Source organism: Amycolatopsis sp. NPDC031561 (assembly GCF_055580625.1).
Map to the genome: position 1 here is coordinate 173,070 of NZ_JBVILA010000012.1, position 17,273 is coordinate 190,342.

The following is a 17,273-nucleotide window of genomic DNA, read 5'->3' on the forward strand; positions in this document are numbered from 1 at the left end:
TCGTCCGGTTTCCGCCGCCCGGGCGGCGGTCGCCAATTCCTCCAGAACCACTTTGTTGTGCCGCGGCGAAGCCCTTTCCCAATTCAACGTTTTGGGTGCGCGGACAACGGGCGCGCTGAAGGTTCCGCACGTCCTCGGTCGCCGCTCCGTCTCTTCGGTCGGATTGGAGCGCGAGTCGGGCACACCGCCTGGTTGTCCACCGTCAGGCGTTGCCACGGAGCGTCCACCAGCCGCTGTCATGTCTCCTGATCCGGCTGGTACGCGTTCGACGTCACGAGGTACACGGCATCGCTTCCATCTTGCTCCGTTCGAGGAACGGCGAGCGACCTGACCGTCGCGGACGACGGCGGGGCGCTGCGGGTCTGCGGTGTACACGATCACTTTCGGACGCTGGGTTGCACACGCGAGCCTTCCCGACCGTGCAACCCCGCGAACGGGGCGAGCAGTGTTCCACGCCACGGAACGGAAAAGAGAAGTGGTCGCAACCCGCTCTATCCTCGAGCGACGAGGCCACAGTATAGGAATGGGCTCTGCGAGAACCGGCATCGACCGGCGGGTCTCTGTGCGGCTGCTGGGGTGGGCGTAGACCTTATCGGCGATCACTCGTCCGACCCGTACTCGCTGTCCGTCCACGTCGATATCGTGGACGTCGTCGAGCAGGGGCAGCAGTTGCGGGTTGTCGCCGGCCTGCCCTGGGGTGAGGATCATCGCCAGCGGCAGACCGGGGCGTCGACGACCAGGTGGAGTTTGGTCGTCAGTCCGCCTCGGGAGCGTCCGAGGCACTCCCAGTCGACGGCGATGTCCTCAAACCAGTCTGCACAGCCCCCTTTTTTGGGCTCTTTGCACTGATGTGTGGGTGGGTTTGCCCAGGTAACAGAGGGGCACGTCGTTGCTGGGTCTAGGTTTCTGAGCTGTCGAGGAACAGAAACTGGATAGACGGAGAACGACGTGCCCGCTGTCAGGGTATGGGGTCGGCTGCTGGGTGTGAACACGGCGGTCGTGGAGTCGGTCGAGTTCGACGAGGCCGAGCAAGTGCTGGTCGCCGCGGTGCGGGTCCGGCGCCGGGATCGCGACCGGTGCGGGGTGTGCTCGCGGCGTTGTCCTCGTTATGACGCCGGTCGGGGCCGGCGTCGATGGCGTGCGCTGGACCTGGGAACAGTGCGGACGTTCGTCGAAGCTGCCGCGTCCCGGGTGCGGTGCCGTGAGCACGGGGTCGTGGTCAGTGCGGTGCCCTGGGCGCGGCACGGCGCTGGGCATACGCGCGCCTTCGATGACACCGTGGCCTGGCTGGCGACCGCGACGTCGAGGTCCACGGTCCGGCAGCTGATGCGGATCGCCTGGCCGACGGTCGGTTCGATCATCACCCGGGTCCGGGCCGATATCGACGCGAGAGTGGATCGACTGGCCGGGCTGCGCAGGATCGGGATCGATGAGATCAGTTATAAGAACCATCGATATCTCACCGTTGTTGTCGATCACGACACCGGCCGGCTGGTATGGGCGGCGGCGGGTAATGACAAACCGACTTTGGCGGCGTTCTTCGAGTTGCTCGGACCCGGCCGGTGTGCGCGGATCACGCATGTCTCCGCGGACGCGGCCGCCTGGATAGCGCGGACCGTCGAACAGTACTGCCCGGACGCGATCCGCTGCGCCGATCCCTTTCACGTGGTCAAGTGGGCCACCGACGCCCTGGACCAGGTTCGGCGACAGGTATGGAACACCGCGCGCCGTCAGCCCGGTGGCAGCCACAAAGACCGGCGTGGCCGCACCGCATCGGCCGGTCCCGCGCAAGGCATGAAACGCGCGCGATGGGCGTTGTGGAAGAACCCGGAAAACCTCACCGATCATCAGCGTCACAAATTGGCCTGGATCGCCAAGACCTCCCCTCGGCTTTATCGCGCCTACCTACTCAAAGAAGGACTCCGGCACGTCTTCGCCGTCGGCGGCCAGGCCGGCAAAGAGGTTCTGCAACGGTGGCTGGCCTGGGCGGCACGCAGCCGGATACCCGAGTTTGTCAAGCTCGCCCGCACCATCAGAGTCGAGCGCGCAGCAATCCATGCGAGCCTCGATCACGGTCTGTCCAACGCGCTGATCGAATCGACCAACACCAAGATCCGGCTGCTAACCCGCCTGGCCTTCGGATTCAAACACGCAGACGCCCTGATCTCCCTCGCCCTCCTCGCGCTCGGCGGCTACCGCCCCGAACTACCCGACCGGACCCACACATAGATCAACAGAGCCTTTCTTGGCGCCCGCGGCGTGCTGGTGCGCCCGGACACTTGTGTAGTCGACGCTGACCACGAACTCGACGTTGTCCTCGAGTGTTCCAAGTGAGTCGTCTTTGACGATCACGTGTTCCAGGATCCGGTCCCATGTTCCGTCCGCGGTCCATTTGCGCAGCCGCTCGTGCGCGGTCTTCCACGGCCCGTACCGTCCCGGCAGGTCATGCCAGGGCGCACCGGTGCGTTCCTTCCAAAGGATCGCGTCGATCACCTGCCGGTGGCTGCGCCACCGGCCGCCCCGCCTGCTCTGCGCGGGCAGCAACGGGCGCGATCGCAGCCCATGCCTTGTCCGTCAGCTCACCAGGTCCGACCACACCCCACCATCTGCGCACGATCATGAGAAAGATCCGCAGGACACGCCCTAGTCAGGACACGCATCGCCTAGCGCTGATGCGGATGTAATTCACGACGTCGGCGCGGTACCCCGTCAAGTACGCATCCTCGATCCCCGACGCGAGCCCCGACTCCGAACGCAACTCCCAGTAAGGCAGAGCAGCTTTCGTCAGATCGTCAACCTGGTATGGAACGAGGCCGTTGTCGAGCAGCGCACGCACGTATTCGCTCCGGGAGTGGGTCCGGCTGCAGTAATGTTCGTCGATCTTTTCCACTTGGGCTCCGTTACCGGCTACCGCATCGTTGCGACACCAGGTCAGCAGTACATAGCGCCCATAAGGCCTGAGGACTCGCGCGAATTCGCGGAAGGCCACCGAGAGATCCACGTACATGGTTGTCTCGTTGGTGACCACAAAGTCAAAGGTAGCATCCGAGAAGGCTGTTGCGGTCATGTTGCGGTCGTGGAACCGCACCGAATCGGCGCAGCCGAGCCGGGCAGCCTGGGAGCGCGCGAACTCGTTCTGGTACTGGGAGAAGTTGACCCCGTCGACCTCGCAGCCGAACGCTCGGTGCAGCAGCAACGCCGTCCCACCCCGCCCTGATCCGGCATCCAAGATCCTGGACGTCGGTGCGACCGGCGCCAGCGCCTCGACGAGCGCATCGACTTGACGGGTCTCCATCCGGTGCAGTTCCGCGTTGACCGCGGAGTCCCGGCGCGCCCCGGTCAACGCCAGGATCGACCGGTCGAAGTCCCCCACCGCGAAGTGGTGGTGGTAGAAGCCGTCGATATGCCCCAGATCGAGGTTGAGCGCGTCCTCGCGCTTCGTATCGTAGTAGGCAAATGCCGAACGTTCGAAGTCGTTGCGTAGTAGTTGGTTTTTGTCGTCGGCCGGAGCTGCCATTGCGCGTTTCCTCCGAGTTGACTGAGGGTCGTTGCTGTCACCGTGTGCGCTCGTTTCAGACCAGCGGATCGCACTGACGGTCGTTGGCGACGAGCACCGACATGGTCTGCCCGTCTCCAAAGTGGAATACTGGAGCGGACGGCGTTCCGCCACTCGAGTTCACCGCTGTCGGGATGCCTCCGACCATTCGGACGCCTGAGGTGGCTTCCAAAGTTACGACGGCGGCGAGATCTCCGCGGGAATGCTTTCCGCCAGACGAGACATTCCTCGGCTTCACTGATCGTCGTCCCTCCTCGGTGGATCACACCCGGCCTGTCTTAGCGCGCTCACCGGTGACCTCGCGAACCCGAGACGATCCGGCCGAACATCGTGTCCAGCGCGTCGAACGTTGGACCGTCCAGTCCTGCCCGCGCCGCGTGCCTCCGCGCTCGTTCCAAGTGCTCCTGGGATAGTTGCGTCGCCGTGTCATGCCCGCCGAGTGCTTCGACCAGCGCGGCTATCTCGTCGACCCGGGCGGCGCTACTGTCGTCGTCAGCCCACAGCTTGCGCAGTCGGTTGCCGTCAGAACTATTGGCGGACAGCGCCACGAGGACGGGCAGGGTCGACGCCCGGTGGATCAGGTCGCCGCGGAACGGCTTGCCGTTCGCCCCAGGGGTCCCCCAGAGGTTCGCCACGTCGTCGGCCATCTGCCAGGCAATACCCAGGTGCCGCCCCGCGCTGCGGAGTGCGGTTCTCGTGGCTTCCGACGCCTTTGTCCTGATTGCCGCCACTTCCAGCGCGTACTCCACCAACGCGGATGTCTTGTCCGCAGCCACCCGTTCGAAGGCGGCAACGGCGTGCACGGGATCGGGACGAAGGAACAGTTCGGCACCCTGACCCGCGTGCACACGTTCAGTCGCCCGCAAGAACAGGTCCACCACTTCAGGATCTCCCGACGAGGCCCGGAGGGCGGTGACGTACAGCGCGTTGCCCGCCAGCAGGGCCAACTCCATGCCGAAGGCAGACCAGGCGGAAGGCCGACCCCGCCGAGTCTCATCGCGATCGATGATGTCGTCGTGCAAGAGCGTCGAGTTGTGCAGGAGTTCCACTCCCGCCGCGAGATCGACCATCGACTCTGAATCGCCGCCCAGGGCTTCGGTCGTGGTCATCATGAGGGTCGCACGCACGGACTTGCCGGTCCTTGGTTCGACCGGATCACCGTCCTCGGAGGCGAAACCCAGATGGTACAGGCAGATCAGCTTCAACGGAGGCGGTACCCCCACCGCTGCGGAACGGAGAGCTTCCACCACAGCGTTCCCGATCGGGTTGTCCGTCGACCGCGACGGTTCGACGTAGTTTCTGCCCATCCGCACTCCCTCGATGACCGCGCCGACCGGCTACGGTTGGTAGTCCGCCGCGATGATCAAGTAATTGAGGCGATTCTCCCGATGTGCCGAGAGAAACGCCTTCTCGATACCGGTGACCCGCGCCGAGTGCGAACGCAATTCCCAATACGGGACGGCATCCGCGGTGAGGTTCCAGACGGCGGACGGCACCAGGTTGTGCCGGGCCAGCGTGGCGAAGTAGCGCGAACGAGGGTGGATGTGCGTCACGTAGTGGGCGTCGATGGCGTCGATTTCCTCCCGGTATCCACCCACGTCGTTGGCACACCAGGTGACGCACACGTACCGGCCGCCGGGGCGGAGCACCCGGGCGAACTCGGCCAGAGTCTCGTCGAGTTCGACATACTGCGTGGTCTCGTTGGTCACGACGGCGTCGAGGGAATCGTTCGGGAGTCCGGTCTCTGCCATGTTGGCCACGACGAAGCGGACGTCGCGGTCCCAGCCCCTCTTCACCGCGAGGGCGCGTGCGAACTCTACGTGGTGCTCGCAGAAGTTGACACCGAGAACGTCGGCACCGAACCTCTCCGCGATCATGAAACTGGTGCCTCCTCGTCCACACCCGGCGTCGAGCACCTTCGGGCGGTCCGACAAGGGGGCCAGGGCCCGCAGAACGTGCTCGACCTGACCGGATTCCAGCCGGTGCATCTCCGCCAGAATCGCGGCTTCGCGTTGCTCTGGAGGCAGGTCCAGCACCGCAAGGTCGAACTCGCCGATGCCGAAGTGGTGGTGGTAGAGATCGTCCCCTTCCCCGAGCAAGAGGTTGATCGCGTCATCGGTCTTGGCATCCCAGTCTGCCTTCAACCTGCGTTCATAGTCATTGCGGACCACGCTGCCGGGAGCCGTCATACGTCCTCCTGAGTCGTCTTGGCGTGGCGTGCGGTCGGGGGCCGCCCGGCGGTGAACTTCGCCGCCGCGCGCCACCAGGGGTCGTACTACGCAAGATCCCAACGCGCACGAGGTGGCCGGCACGATAGTCGCACCGGCCGACGCGGCTTGTCCTCCGCTGTCCCGCCGGGCGGAACGAACGATCGGGCCCTCTGGAGAAATCCCTGTTCTCCCGCTTGTGCGGCGGTTCCACATCGCGGAACGACACCTCACCCGATCGCGACAACGTCCTTTACGGTAGGACCGACCGAACTCCGCGTCCGTCCTTTTGCGACGTGGCGACTGGCAATCGGAACGCGGAGGTATCCCAGTGGTGAGGAGGTCGTACACACTGGCGGACCTGGAAGGCGCGGCGCCCGCCTTGCCGGACCTCGGGCCCGAACCCTTGCCTGGCAGGTACTATCCCGAGATCAGGAAGGACTTCCATCGCTGGCTGTTCGCCGAGTTTTCCTTCTCTCCGGACGAACAGCGCCGGACGGCGGCGGCAGACTTCCCGTTGCTGGCCTGCCTGTGCCAGCCCGCCGTCACATGGCGCCGCCAGCGGGACGTCACCATGGCGATCGTCGCTTTCGTACTCCGCGACGACCAATTGGACGCCCAGGACTACGCGCACAGCCAGAACACCATCGAAGCAGCACTGGTCGACGCCGAGTCGGGCCACACCACCACCGTCGAACCACGGTGGGGCCGGCTGCACGCCGCGACGTGGCGTGCGCTCTCCGAGTACCTGCCCGACAGCCAGCTGCGGAGGCTCACCCACTCGTACACCGACTACACGCGGGCGTGCCGCGACGTCGCCCGCAGGCTGGCCGAGGATGGCGACTTCCACGACCTCGACGACTACTTCCGGCTGCGCCGGCGTTCCATCGCCCACGGATTCGCGACGATGATGATGGAGATCAGCCGGGGCACGGACCTCGGTGACGTCGTCGGCGTAGCCCAAGTGCAAGAGCTGCTGGACTGCGACGCACGGCGCTACATCATGGTCGAGGGTCTGCAGTCGCTGCGCAAAGAACTCATCAGCGGTGATACGGCGGAAAACCCGGTCGCGTTCCTGTCCAGGTACCGGGGCTGCCCACTGCTCGAAGCGATCGACGTGTCGCACGCCATGCTCCAGGACGCTCGATCGCGGCACCACGAACTCTCGATCCAGCTTCTGGACAGCCCGTTGGGCCGACGCTCCGACGTGCGCCGATTCGTGGCGAGTATGGAAACCTTCTGTACCGGCATCCTCGCCTATGCGCGCAGATCGCCCCGCTACGCACCAGAACAGCGGCTTTCGCGGTGATGTTCGGGCGAATTCACCTACCGGCTCGGGCGCTCAGTGGTCCCGGAACGCGAGATCATGTGCCAATCCCAGCAGGGCATCTCGTGCGGGAGTGCTGATCGGTGCCGAGGACAGCGAGCGGATCGCGTCGTCGTGCCGGTCGGTGATCAGTCGCTCCACGGCCGCGACGGCACCGAGATCCACCAACACGGTACGCAACTCATCGACTCCCTGCGGATCGAGATCCCGCTTTCCGTACAACGACAGCAGATGTTTCCTCCGCACCGTGCCCGCCTTTTCCAAAGCCGCCGCGAACAGCGCGGTGGGCTTACCCTCGTACAGGTCGTCCGTCGACGACTTCCCTGTCGCCCCAGTGTCACCGAAGGTACCGAGCAGGTCATCGCGGAGTTGGAAGGCCACGCCGATCCCCGTGCCGAAAGCCTCGTACGCGGTCCACACCGCGTCACCGGGTCGCGCACCGCTCAATGCGGCACCGATCTGCAGGGACGTGACGAACATGTACCGAGCCGTCTTGTATTCCGCGATGTCGAGAGCCCGACGAGTCTCGTGGCCACGATCCGCCTGGGTTTGCAGCTCGAGCATCTCCCCGTACACCGTCTCGGCCATCCTGCCTTCGTATGTGGCCAGAACGACCTGGAGACGCTCACCGTCGGCACAACCCGCGATGAGTTCGGTCGCCCAGGCGAAGAAGGCATCGCCCAGGCACACGGTCATCGCGTCCCCGAACAAGGTGCTCGACCCGCGCCACCCGGCGCTTTCGTGCATCTCCGAGAACCACCGACGGGCAGTGGGAAGACCGCGGCGCAGCGTCGACCGGTCGATGAAGTCGTCGTGGAGCATCAGAGCCGAGTGGTTCAGCTCCAGCGCGGCGGCCGCGGTGTGCACCCCGCTGATCGGACCGCCGCTCCCCGCTCCGAGCCAGCCCCAATAACAGAGTCGTGAACGCGCACGCCTGCCCTTCGACAGGAACGCGCGCAGCAGATCACCACACGCGGGCAACCCCAGGGAGCTCATCGTGACTGCCTCCCGATCCACGAGAGCATTGAGAACCCGGTCCACCTCCTGCCTCAGGTCCTGGTGCTCGGCGGTACCGGGCTCAGAGGTCATCGTGTCTCCTCGGCTTGCTGCGCTGGCGCCGCTGTCGTCACACCGATCAGCGGGTATCTTCGTGCAGGGGCGATCCGGGCGTCCTCCGTCGACCTTCGGGTTACCGCGGGCCGCTAACGGCGTAGCGTGCGCTGCGCTCGTGCCAGTCCACGTGTCCTCGCACCCAGACCGCGAACGCGTCTGCCCACCTGCGCACATTCCCGCTACCGGGTGCATCCTCGACCTGTTCGGCCAGGTCGTCCCTCAGCAATACGAACAGGTCCACCTGGTTTTCGACACGATCGGCGAGTTCCTTGGCGCAGTCCTGCAGTGAACGGCCGGTATGCCGGTGGAGGAGCGTCACGTAGTTGAACAGGTCGCCCGCGGCGGTCTCCTTCGGCCAGGAGTAGAGGTCGTTGAGCCAGCCGACGATGTGCCCTGCGGTGCGCAGCATCAGCGGAATCTGCGGGTGGTCGGTGATGGCCTCATCGGACAGTGCGATGCGCAAAGCCGGTTCGATCAAGTGCGTCGACAGAATCGCTCCAGCGGAGTCCAGGCGGTGGAACTCGGAATACAACAGAGGGTGCATGACGGCGCAGGCCGCCTGCGCCGCAGCTTGACGGTGGTACGTGCGCAGGAACCGGATCAACAGGCTGTTGCAGCGCCGCCGCCAGGAGGCGTCGGGCAACGCGGCACAGGTCCTCGTCCACAACTGCGCCAACGCCAGGACGGTGGGCGGTTCACTCCCAGTGAGCGACCCGGGTCGGCATACCGAGGACACGGCGAGGTCAACGATCTCCGCCACCCGGGGCGGATCCGGTGTGCGGGCCGCGTTGTCCACCGGGTCGTCCCAGGCGAAGAACCAGGTCTGCCTATCCGTCACCAACCGCACGGCGTCGTCGGCGGCGCAGCTGAAGGCGCAGGCCGCGAGATTGCCCAGCGCGAAGCTGTCGAAGGCGCTGTCGTACTCGCTGTCGGGAAGCATCCCGACCTCGCGGATCCACGTCCGGGCACGCTCGACTGCAATGTCCACCGGGGGTGCGGCATGGGCCGGGAGTGGGACGTGGATCGGATGCAGGCGGCTCAACGGTACCCTCCTTCGTCAGCGCGCGATGTGGGCGGCGACGGCGTCCGCAACCGACGGCATGTCTCCGAACAGTTTCGCCAGACCGTACCGCCGCGGCACGAACCCCGGAGCCGCCCGTTCCGCGACGTAGAACACGATGCCGGGTCTGACATCGGATCAGCGAGGCATGTCCACGATCAAGACGAATGAGTATGACGTCTCGTCGAGGCACCGAACATCGCCGTTGCTTCTGCCACACAGAGACTCGGAAGATGTTTCACAAACTTCCCGCGATTGAAACTTTGTCATGGAACGCGCAATTCGGCCAGTGAACGCACTGCACCCGAGCGGCGCACGACCGTCAACCACTTTGGTGACATTTCCTCGACTATATGCCCACGGAGTAGCTGCTCCGACCTGCCACTCGAGGCCCGATAACACGGCAAGGGGCGAACGGAGTGAATCGGATGCGCATTTGCCGCCATTCATCGGAGCGAGTGTATTATTGGAGACATGCCGCTTGGCACTGTAGCCGCTCGATCTCTGTGCTTCCGGTCCTTCCGACACGTCGGGAAGATGACGCGCAGAGCAGAATTCAATGATCGCGAGTGCGCGAGCCTCGCACACTCCGGATCCGCACGTCGCCACAGGCCGCGGTCCGCTTGGTGTCCGATCCGGGTGGCGAACCTCCATCGAAGGGTGTGCCCGATGAGTAGTGAGTCAGAAGAGTCGAGGTCTGCCCCGGAGGACAATCATCGTCGTGATCGACTCGTGGGGCGCGCGTTCGCCATCCTGCGGGCGATCCAGGAGATCAGAGGTCCTGCCACGTTGACGGCGATCGTACGCAAGACCGGTCTGCCGAAGAGCACGGTTCACCGGTTGCTGGCCGAGTTGCGCCTGCATGACCTGGTCAGTCGGACCGGTGGCGAATACTGGCTGGGCGGGGCGGCACGGCAGTTGGTCGTGGCTCGGGAATTCGGCGACGTCAGGGTGTTGCGCCGCCTCATGAAGCCCCTCTTGATCGCGTTGCACGAGAGGACCCGGTGGCTGGTCGGCCTGGGGGTGCAGGGTGGTCAGATGGTGGAGTTCGTGGACCTGCTCTACGGCCAGGAGTATTACCGGATGGTGGAAGGTGTCGATGAGGAGGCCTACCTGCACACGAGCGCGGGAGGCAGAGCGCTCCTGGCACACGACCCGGACCTGATGACAACGTTCGCCGTGCGCACGGAATGGGATCCCGACACTTCGGACGTGCTTCGGATGCCGCACGGCTTGGCAACGGAGTTGTCGGAGATCAGACGTCGAGGGATATCCGTGCGCACGGATATCCCTCCCTTCGATCTCACCGCGATCGCGGTGCCGGTATTCGGGACCGCTGAACGGCCGGTGGCCACGATCAGCATTGGCGCGTTCGGGAGACAGCGGTTCGACGCCTCTGCGGCAGGTTCGCTACTCCGGCAGACTGGTCTGCAAGCGCGCCACATCTTGCAGGCACAGGCGGCGATCGTGCGGCGTAATGCTCTCAGATGACGCCGTCGTTCGCCTGGCATGTTCACAGTTCGGCCAACTCATTCCTCGACGCGATCGCGTCACACCGCCGGGCCGAAGGGCCACCACGGCACAGTCCGAATCGCGTGGACAAGCTGACGAGGCGCCGGAATGTCGAGCTCGACGCGCGCTGCACCGCGGACATCAGCACGGCCGGAGCCCTCCATCACGTCGGTCAGGACGCCGGCAAGTGAGGCCCCGGTCCTATGAACTCATCGTCATGGTGTCCTCAGCCATGCGCGGCGATGTCTTCGAGTACGGCGGCTATGGTGCGCACAGGTACGCCCGTGCCGCCTTTGGGGGTGTAGCCCCAGGGGTCGTGCCGATTGTAGGCAGGTCCGGCGATGTCAAGGTGAACCCAGTCGACGCCATCGGCGACGAACTCGCTCAGGAAAGCTCCGGCGGCGAGCATGCCTGCCCACCGGTGGTGTCCGGTGATGTTGCTCAGGTCGGCCAATCGCGACCGGAGGCAGGTCCGCAGATCTCCGGGCAAGGGCATGGCCCAGCCGCCTTCGCCGGTACCCCGCGCGAAGGCCGCGGTGCGGTCCCGGAAGTCGTCCGAGCCCATGACACCGGCGGTGTTCCAGCCGAGCGCGATGATCTGTGCCATCGTCAACGTCGAGGCCTCGATGAGATAGTCGGGGCGGTCCTCGCAGGCGCGCACGATGGCGTCGGCCAGGATCAGCCGCCCTTCCGCGTCCGTGTTCCGGACTTCGACCGTTCTTCCACCGTACATTCTCAGCACGTCGCCGGGACGGTAGGCGGTGCCGGAGAGCATGTTCTCGGCCATCGGCACGGTCGCGATCACCTCGACGGGGTAGCTGAGTCTTCCCGCCAGCACCGCGGCGGCCACGACGGCGGCCGCGCCTGACATGTCGGAGGTCATGTCCTCCATGTCAGGCGCGGGCTTGATCGAGATGCCGCCGGTGTCGAAGGTGACGCCCTTCCCCACCAGGGCGACTCTTTTGCTCGCCGCGGCGACCTTGTGCCGGAGCCGGAGCAAGCATGGCTTTCGATCGGATCCGCCACCGACTCCGAGAAGACCGCCAAAGCCGGACTCTTTCAGAGCGTCCTCGCCCAGTACTTCGACTTCGAGGCCTGCGGCTCCGGCCAGTTCGGCGGCGCGTGCGGCGAACGCACCCGGGTACAGATCGTTGGGCGGTGTGTTCACGAAGTCGCGCGCGTCCAGCACAGCCTCCGCGACTGCCGCGGCGGTGTTCATCGCCCTCTCGTGCTCACTCGCGGTTCCCTTGGCTGGCCGGGCCAGGCTGATCCACCCGACCGGAACATCACCAGGCCGGGTCCTGTACCCCTCGAAGACGTAGGAACCGAGAATTGTGCCTTCGGCCGCCGCGCCAAGGTGAATCGCGGACAGCGTCGTCGCGGCGCGTCCCACCCCGGTCAGCGCCCGGGCGGCCACTCCAGATGCCCTGCGCACCTGTTCCTCGGATATCGCGCCATCGGCCGCCGGTGCCCCTAGACCGGCGGCCAGCAGCAACGGCGCGTTCAGCGCGGGCACAGCAGGCAGCTTCACGATTTCGCCCGCTTCGCCGGTGGCGCCGACGATCCGCAGCAAGTCGGGCAGCGCACCGTCCGTCGCGGCCGCGACCGGCTCCGTACCGGGGGCCAGGGACAGGCCTTCCGGCCCGCAGAAGGTTCCGATGACGAGGGCGTCGACGTTCGGAGTGCGAAGACAGCTGTTCGTGAGGGCCAAGGTCGGCGCAGCCACGTAGTGCTCCTTGCGTGCCTAGTGCGGTAGGTGCCCGGCGCGCTGTGCCGGGTCACCGGTGGTGGCCGCCCGCTCGGCTAGCGGCCGGCGGCTTCCCAGAACGAGGTGAGCGGGTGTTCGATGACTCGCGCAGCGCGCGCCTCCCGGAGAAGGTCGACACTTCCTGCCAGAGCTTCCCCTGTCACCAGAAGGGTTCTGTCCAGAAAGGCCGTGGGCCGCTCCTGGTACGCGCTGAAGAACGTCAGCACCTCCGGGGGGAGATCGAGGTGCTTCTCCATCGCCGGGACGAGGACCTTGCACGCGTTGTGCCACTGGAGGATGTCGGCGTAGCAGGCGAGGGTGATGGCGGCCGGATTGCCGTGCGCGCAGATCCAGCTGTAGAACCCGGCGAAGGCGTACGCGGCCGAATCGAGACGATGCCCGGGATATTCCTCGAGTGGGACCTCCGCGGCCTCCGCGGCCGCGCGAACGAGTTTCTGGTCGGTCCGGACCAGGCTCGCGAACTCGAGGAGGAAGTCCATCGTCGTGGTGTCCAGGAAACGGGCGGCCGCGTTCGTGATCGGCCTGACCGCGTTGGCGAGAGTAGTGTCGACCAGTTGGAGGAGTTGCGCGACGTCCTCGGTGGTCAGCGCGGCGTCGCGGGCGCGGACCACGACTGCGCTGCCGATCGCGATCCGCGTGGACATCGATGCCAGTTCTTCGGCGACCCGGGTGATCTCGGTGTCCGTATCCGATGATGTGGTTCCTGTCGATGGTGCGGTTGTCGTAGTCATGACGCCGGATCCTCTCCAGGTGATGGTGTGGCCATCAGGCGTGGTGCTGGCCGGGATGACTGATTTCGAACGTCGGGATGCGGTGTGATGGGCTGCTCACCAGCGTCAGTGCGTCGGACAGCAAGGCAAGGACTCGCTGGGCGTGATCGGGAACCGCGGTGCGGGTTTGCACATTCGCCGAGACCGTCGCCGTGAGCGGGCCGCGCAGCAGGTCGACGTACACGGGGAACAAGGTCTCGTTCGCGAACACCCATTCCGAACGCGGCCGGAGTGGCTCGTAGTCGATCCGGGCGAGCGCTCTCGGGTCGGTGTAGCTAAAGACGCTGTCGAACAACGGTCCAGGACGCCAGGTCAGCAGATCTGCGGTGGGCACCCACCGATGCGGGACTATCTCGCGTTCCCATGCGAATACGGTGCGGATGAGCGAAGCCCAGTCACGATGTGCCGTCAAGTCGACCTCGAACGGGAGGAGGTTGATGAACATCCCGATCGCGAGGTCCGCGTCGGCCGATTCGGGGCGGGTGGTCGCGACCAGACCGGCGATCTGCCGGGTCCGGCCCAGTGCCGCGCCGGTGGCCCAAAGATGGGCAGCGGCGAACACACATTTGGTCGATACCCCCAGTTCGCCGGCCACCTCGGCGACGCGGTCGGTGAGGAGAGGTCCTGACGCCTCGGCCCAGACCTGAGGAGTCGGGTCGGTCGCGCCTGCCGGGAGACGGGCTACGCGATCGCGCCAGAACGCTCGGGTGGCGGGGTCTGCCCGCCGTTGCTCTTCGTACTTCGCGTGACGTGGGGTACGGCCCGTAGAGGCTCCCGGGGGGACGGCTTCGGTCCCTCCCAGCCGTTCTCGGTACAGCGCGATCAGGTCCGCCGCCACGAGGGACAGACTCCAGCCGTCGAGCAGTGCGTGGTGGGCGAGCAGCGCGAGGTGGTAGCTCTGATCGCCGTAGCACCGCAGATGGCATCGCACGAGGGGCACCCGCTCAGAATCGATCTCGGCCGCCCACTCGGCTCTGCACTCGAGGATCGGGATGGCGGGATCTGGGGCCGTGGTGACCGTGAGCGGGATCTCGGCGTCTTGGTGTACCCGCTGAACCGGGTGGTCTTCGGTGGTGAGATCGAAGCCGGAGCGCAGGACTTCGTGACGGTCGGCCAGGGCCTGAAGTGCGTCTCGTAGTGCCTCGAGATCGGCCGGTCCGTCGAGATGAACCGCCACCAGGACCCGGTAGAGTGACTCGCCACCCAGATCACAGTCGTAGAGCACTCCTGTCTGGGTGGCTGACAGCGCAACAGCCTCTGCTCTGGCGCACTCCGGCTGCGTGGTGGGCCTCAGCCGCTCCACACGGGAGGCGATCTCGCTGAGCACGGGGTGGCGGTACACGGCCGCGACCGACGTCGTGTAACCCGCTTGCCGGAGTACGCGGACCAACTGGGTGACATGCATGGAATCGCAGCCCAGCTTGAAGAAGTCGTCCCCTGCGCGAACCTCGTTGACGCCGATCAGGTTCGAGACCGTGCGGCGGACGACGTCGAGGACGGTTCCGGCGGGTGAGAGCGGGACTGTGTCGCTCCGCGGCTCGGGGAGCGCGTTCACGTCCAGTTTGCCCTGCGGTGTCAGTGGCAGGGCGTCCACGGCAACGATGACCGACGGCAGCAGGTGAGCAGGCGCGATCTGCGCCATCGCACGCCGGGTGTCGCCGGTGTCGGTGCCCTGTTTGAGGACGGCGTAGGCGACGAGTTCCAGTTCACCGCCCCCGTCACGGCGGGGCACGACCGCGCATCGGTTGACTCCGGGTGTCTCGGCGAGCAGGGCCTCGACTTCGCCGACCTCGATGCGATACCCGCGGACCTGGACTTGACGGTCCGCCCGGCCCGCGAAGACGAGTTCTCCGGACGAGTCGACGAGGGCGAGGTCACCGGTGCGGTACATGCGCTCCCCCGTGCGACTTTCCGGAACTGTCAGGAAGCGTTCGCGAGTGAGTCCCGGACGCCGTAGGTACCCTGCCGTCACCCCGGCGCCGCTCACATACATCTCTCCGATCGTTCCCGCCGCGGCCGGAGTCAGATCAGGTCTCAGCACCCGGACGCGCATGTCGGCGAGGGGGACACCGATCGGGCTGTCTGTACGCCCGGCGTCGCTCTCGCGGATCTCCCGGGCGGTGACGTGCACGGTCGTCTCAGTGATTCCGTACATGTTGACCAGACGTGGCTTGTCGTCGCCGTACGCGGCGAGCCAGGGCGCGACGGCGGCGGGCGTGAGTTGCTCTCCGCCGAACACGACCATCCTCAGCCGATTGGGCCGGGTTTCCGACGCCACCGCGACCGGCTGAATCCAGCGGAACGCGGTCGGAGTCTGGTTCAGCACGGTGATCCCCTGGTCGAGCACGAGTGCCCAGAGCTCCTCAGGATCCCGTGCCGTCTCGTGCGAGACGACCACGAACCGGCCCCCGTGTGCCAGGGCACCCCACAATTCCCACACCGAGAAGTCGAAGGAGAAGGAGTGCAGGCCGGTCCAGACGTCGTGTGGTCCGTAGCCGAAGAGTCGCCGAGTCGTGGTGAACAGTCGCGGGACACACCGGTGCGGAACGATCACCCCTTTGGGACGGCCGCTGGAACCAGAGGTGTGGATGATGTACATCGGCTTCTCGGGATACGATTCCCACGGCGGATCGTGATCCGGTTCCCCGGCGAGTTCGGCCAGGCCCAGATCCACAAAGGAGGTTCCGCCACAGCTCACTTCGGCGTGGTGTCGGGCGTCCCCGACGACGATGCCCAGGTCGCAATCCTCCATGATCTGGGTCAACCGCGCGCGCGGGTAGCGAGGATCGAGCGGCACATAGGCTCCGCCTGCCTTGAGCACCGCGAGTATCCCCGCGACCATCCCGATTCCGCGCTCCGCCATGATTCCCACGAGCTGTCCTGATTGGACTCCTCGCCGGATCAGGTGATGGGCGAGCCGGTTGGCCCGGTCGTTCAGTTCCCGGTACGAGACCTCGGATTCCGGTACGACAGTGGTGTCGGTGACCGCGACGCGGTCGCCCGCCAGGGCAGCCCACCGCTCGAAACGCTGGTGAATGGGACGAAACCATCGCGTCTCGGACACTGTCATCGCGCACAGGCTTCGAGGAACGCCGCTGTGGTGGTGAAAGAGACATCCATCGCGTGCACCGCGTCCGTGATCGAGTCGCCCTCACTGAACCCGCGTTCCGCCAGCGCAAGGCAGTGGTCCAACGGGGCAGGACGTTCCTCGAATCGGCGGAGGACCTTCATGAACTCGTCCGGTGGGCCGTCCGGCTGCCCGCGAAAAGCGTTCAACAACTCGAAACAGACCCTGTACCACTCGAACAATCCCGCGTACATGGCCATGCCGGCGGCGGCCTTGCACGGGACGGATCCGGCCCAGAGCCAGCACCATCCGTAGTGCAGTGCGGCCGGAGGCGCACACTCAGGCAGAACCGCCGACGGATCGTGTGCTTCGATCGCCTCGGACGCCGCCCGCAACAGTGGCCCGGCATTGAGCTTATAGGTGGCGAAGTCCATGAATGGCCAGGCCTCCGGCGCGGACGGGAACCGGGTCACCCCGGTCCCGTAACCGGCGATCTGACTGGGGATCCCGGCGTCGAGATAACGTACGAACTGGTTCCAGTGTCGTGGGGTCGCCGTCCCGTCGAGAACCAGCTGAACGTACGGATTGTCCGCGCCGTCGACGGACCGGTCATATTTGGCGAGGACATCTGCGGCTAGCGGCGTCGACGAGGGCACTCCATCCGACAACGAGATCGCGGTCACGGCAATTCCTCCTGTTCCCCGGATTCGGGTGGCTTGATCACCACCTCACTTTGACACCGGGTGAACGAGTTGTCGCAGATCCGTCCCACGCGGCGGAACCGGGAGTTGGCTGTGGACCATGAAAGCGCACAAGGTTGGGGAGGTCTTGCCGCCGACGACGCCGAATCGAGCACAGATGTCACTACCAGCCCAGAAACTCCAGACCACCAT

The 17,273-nt window shown here is 65.8% G+C and carries 14 protein-coding genes and 1 pseudogene; 4 read left to right on the forward strand and 11 right to left on the reverse strand.

Going from position 1 to position 17,273, the window contains the following annotated elements:
• Window positions 1–582: 582 nt before the first annotated feature.
• A pseudogene (locus ACZ5IK_RS24075) lies at window positions 583–782 on the reverse strand (transposase); the annotation flags it as partial.
• Between the two features lie 166 nt (window positions 783–948).
• Between ACZ5IK_RS24075 and ACZ5IK_RS24080 the strand changes: the two are divergent.
• On the forward strand, window positions 949–2,229 hold the full coding sequence (locus ACZ5IK_RS24080; RefSeq protein WP_465489712.1) for an ISL3 family transposase: 1,281 nt from the start codon (window positions 949–951) through the stop codon (window positions 2,227–2,229).
• Here the strand turns inward: ACZ5IK_RS24080 and ACZ5IK_RS24085 are convergent.
• The 4 genes from ACZ5IK_RS24085 to ACZ5IK_RS24100 form a co-directional block, all read right to left on the reverse strand.
• Window positions 2,206–2,544, reverse strand: coding sequence for a transposase (locus ACZ5IK_RS24085; RefSeq protein WP_465489713.1), 339 nt, complete (start codon window positions 2,542–2,544; stop codon window positions 2,206–2,208). The two genes, ACZ5IK_RS24080 and ACZ5IK_RS24085, sit on opposite strands and share 24 nt — an antisense overlap.
• 103 nt (window positions 2,545–2,647) lie before the next feature.
• Window positions 2,648–3,517, reverse strand: coding sequence for an SAM-dependent methyltransferase (locus tag ACZ5IK_RS24090; protein ID WP_465489714.1), 870 nt, complete (start codon window positions 3,515–3,517; stop codon window positions 2,648–2,650).
• A gap of 326 nt (window positions 3,518–3,843) precedes the next feature.
• On the reverse strand, window positions 3,844–4,863 hold the full coding sequence (locus tag ACZ5IK_RS24095; RefSeq protein WP_465489715.1) for a polyprenyl synthetase family protein: 1,020 nt from the start codon (window positions 4,861–4,863) through the stop codon (window positions 3,844–3,846).
• A gap of 30 nt (window positions 4,864–4,893) precedes the next feature.
• Window positions 4,894–5,745 (reverse strand): class I SAM-dependent methyltransferase, encoded by an 852-nt coding sequence (locus tag ACZ5IK_RS24100; protein WP_465489716.1) that lies wholly within the window; start codon window positions 5,743–5,745, stop codon window positions 4,894–4,896.
• 349 nt (window positions 5,746–6,094) lie between these two features.
• Between ACZ5IK_RS24100 and ACZ5IK_RS24105 the strand changes: the two genes are divergently transcribed.
• Window positions 6,095–7,072, forward strand: a complete 978-nt coding sequence (locus tag ACZ5IK_RS24105; protein ID WP_465489717.1) for a terpene synthase family protein — start codon at window positions 6,095–6,097, stop codon at window positions 7,070–7,072.
• Between the two features lie 33 nt (window positions 7,073–7,105).
• On the opposite strand, the gene ACZ5IK_RS24110 is transcribed toward ACZ5IK_RS24105, so the two are convergent.
• Both ACZ5IK_RS24110 and ACZ5IK_RS24115 read right to left on the reverse strand, forming a co-directional pair.
• Window positions 7,106–8,179 carry a polyprenyl synthetase family protein gene (locus tag ACZ5IK_RS24110; RefSeq protein ID WP_465489718.1) on the reverse strand — a complete coding sequence of 358 codons (1,074 nt, stop codon included), beginning with the start codon at window positions 8,177–8,179 and terminating at the stop codon, window positions 7,106–7,108.
• Window positions 8,180–8,279: 100 nt separating this feature from the next.
• A complete protein-coding gene (locus ACZ5IK_RS24115) occupies window positions 8,280–9,245 on the reverse strand; it encodes a terpene synthase family protein (protein ID WP_465489719.1) in 966 nt (321 codons plus the stop codon).
• 687 nt (window positions 9,246–9,932) lie between these two features.
• Between ACZ5IK_RS24115 and ACZ5IK_RS24120 the strand changes: the two genes are divergently transcribed.
• Together ACZ5IK_RS24120 and ACZ5IK_RS24125 are read left to right on the forward strand one after the other, a co-directional pair.
• Window positions 9,933–10,754: an IclR family transcriptional regulator gene (locus tag ACZ5IK_RS24120; RefSeq protein ID WP_465489720.1), complete on the forward strand. Its 822-nt coding sequence runs from the start codon at window positions 9,933–9,935 to the stop codon at window positions 10,752–10,754.
• Window positions 10,751–10,966: a hypothetical protein gene (locus ACZ5IK_RS24125; RefSeq protein ID WP_465489721.1), complete on the forward strand. Its 216-nt coding sequence runs from the start codon at window positions 10,751–10,753 to the stop codon at window positions 10,964–10,966. The genes ACZ5IK_RS24120 and ACZ5IK_RS24125 overlap by 4 nt, the downstream gene beginning before the upstream one ends.
• 35 nt (window positions 10,967–11,001) lie before the next feature.
• Here ACZ5IK_RS24125 and ACZ5IK_RS24130 read toward each other — a convergent pair whose 3' ends face one another.
• The 4 genes from ACZ5IK_RS24130 to ACZ5IK_RS24145 form a co-directional block, all read right to left on the reverse strand.
• Window positions 11,002–12,501, reverse strand: coding sequence for a leucyl aminopeptidase (locus ACZ5IK_RS24130; RefSeq protein ID WP_465489722.1), 1,500 nt, complete (start codon window positions 12,499–12,501; stop codon window positions 11,002–11,004).
• Window positions 12,502–12,578: 77 nt separating this feature from the next.
• Entirely contained in the window at window positions 12,579–13,274 is a 696-nt protein-coding gene (locus ACZ5IK_RS24135) for a hypothetical protein (protein ID WP_465489723.1), read from the reverse strand.
• 34 nt (window positions 13,275–13,308) lie between these two features.
• Complete coding sequence (locus ACZ5IK_RS24140; RefSeq protein WP_465489724.1) at window positions 13,309–16,383, reverse strand: amino acid adenylation domain-containing protein; 3,075 nt, start codon at window positions 16,381–16,383, stop codon at window positions 13,309–13,311.
• Window positions 16,380–17,063 (reverse strand): hypothetical protein, encoded by a 684-nt coding sequence (locus ACZ5IK_RS24145; protein ID WP_465489725.1) that lies wholly within the window; start codon window positions 17,061–17,063, stop codon window positions 16,380–16,382. Before ACZ5IK_RS24145 ends, ACZ5IK_RS24140 begins: the two co-directional genes overlap by 4 nt.
• Window positions 17,064–17,273 lie beyond the last annotated feature (210 nt).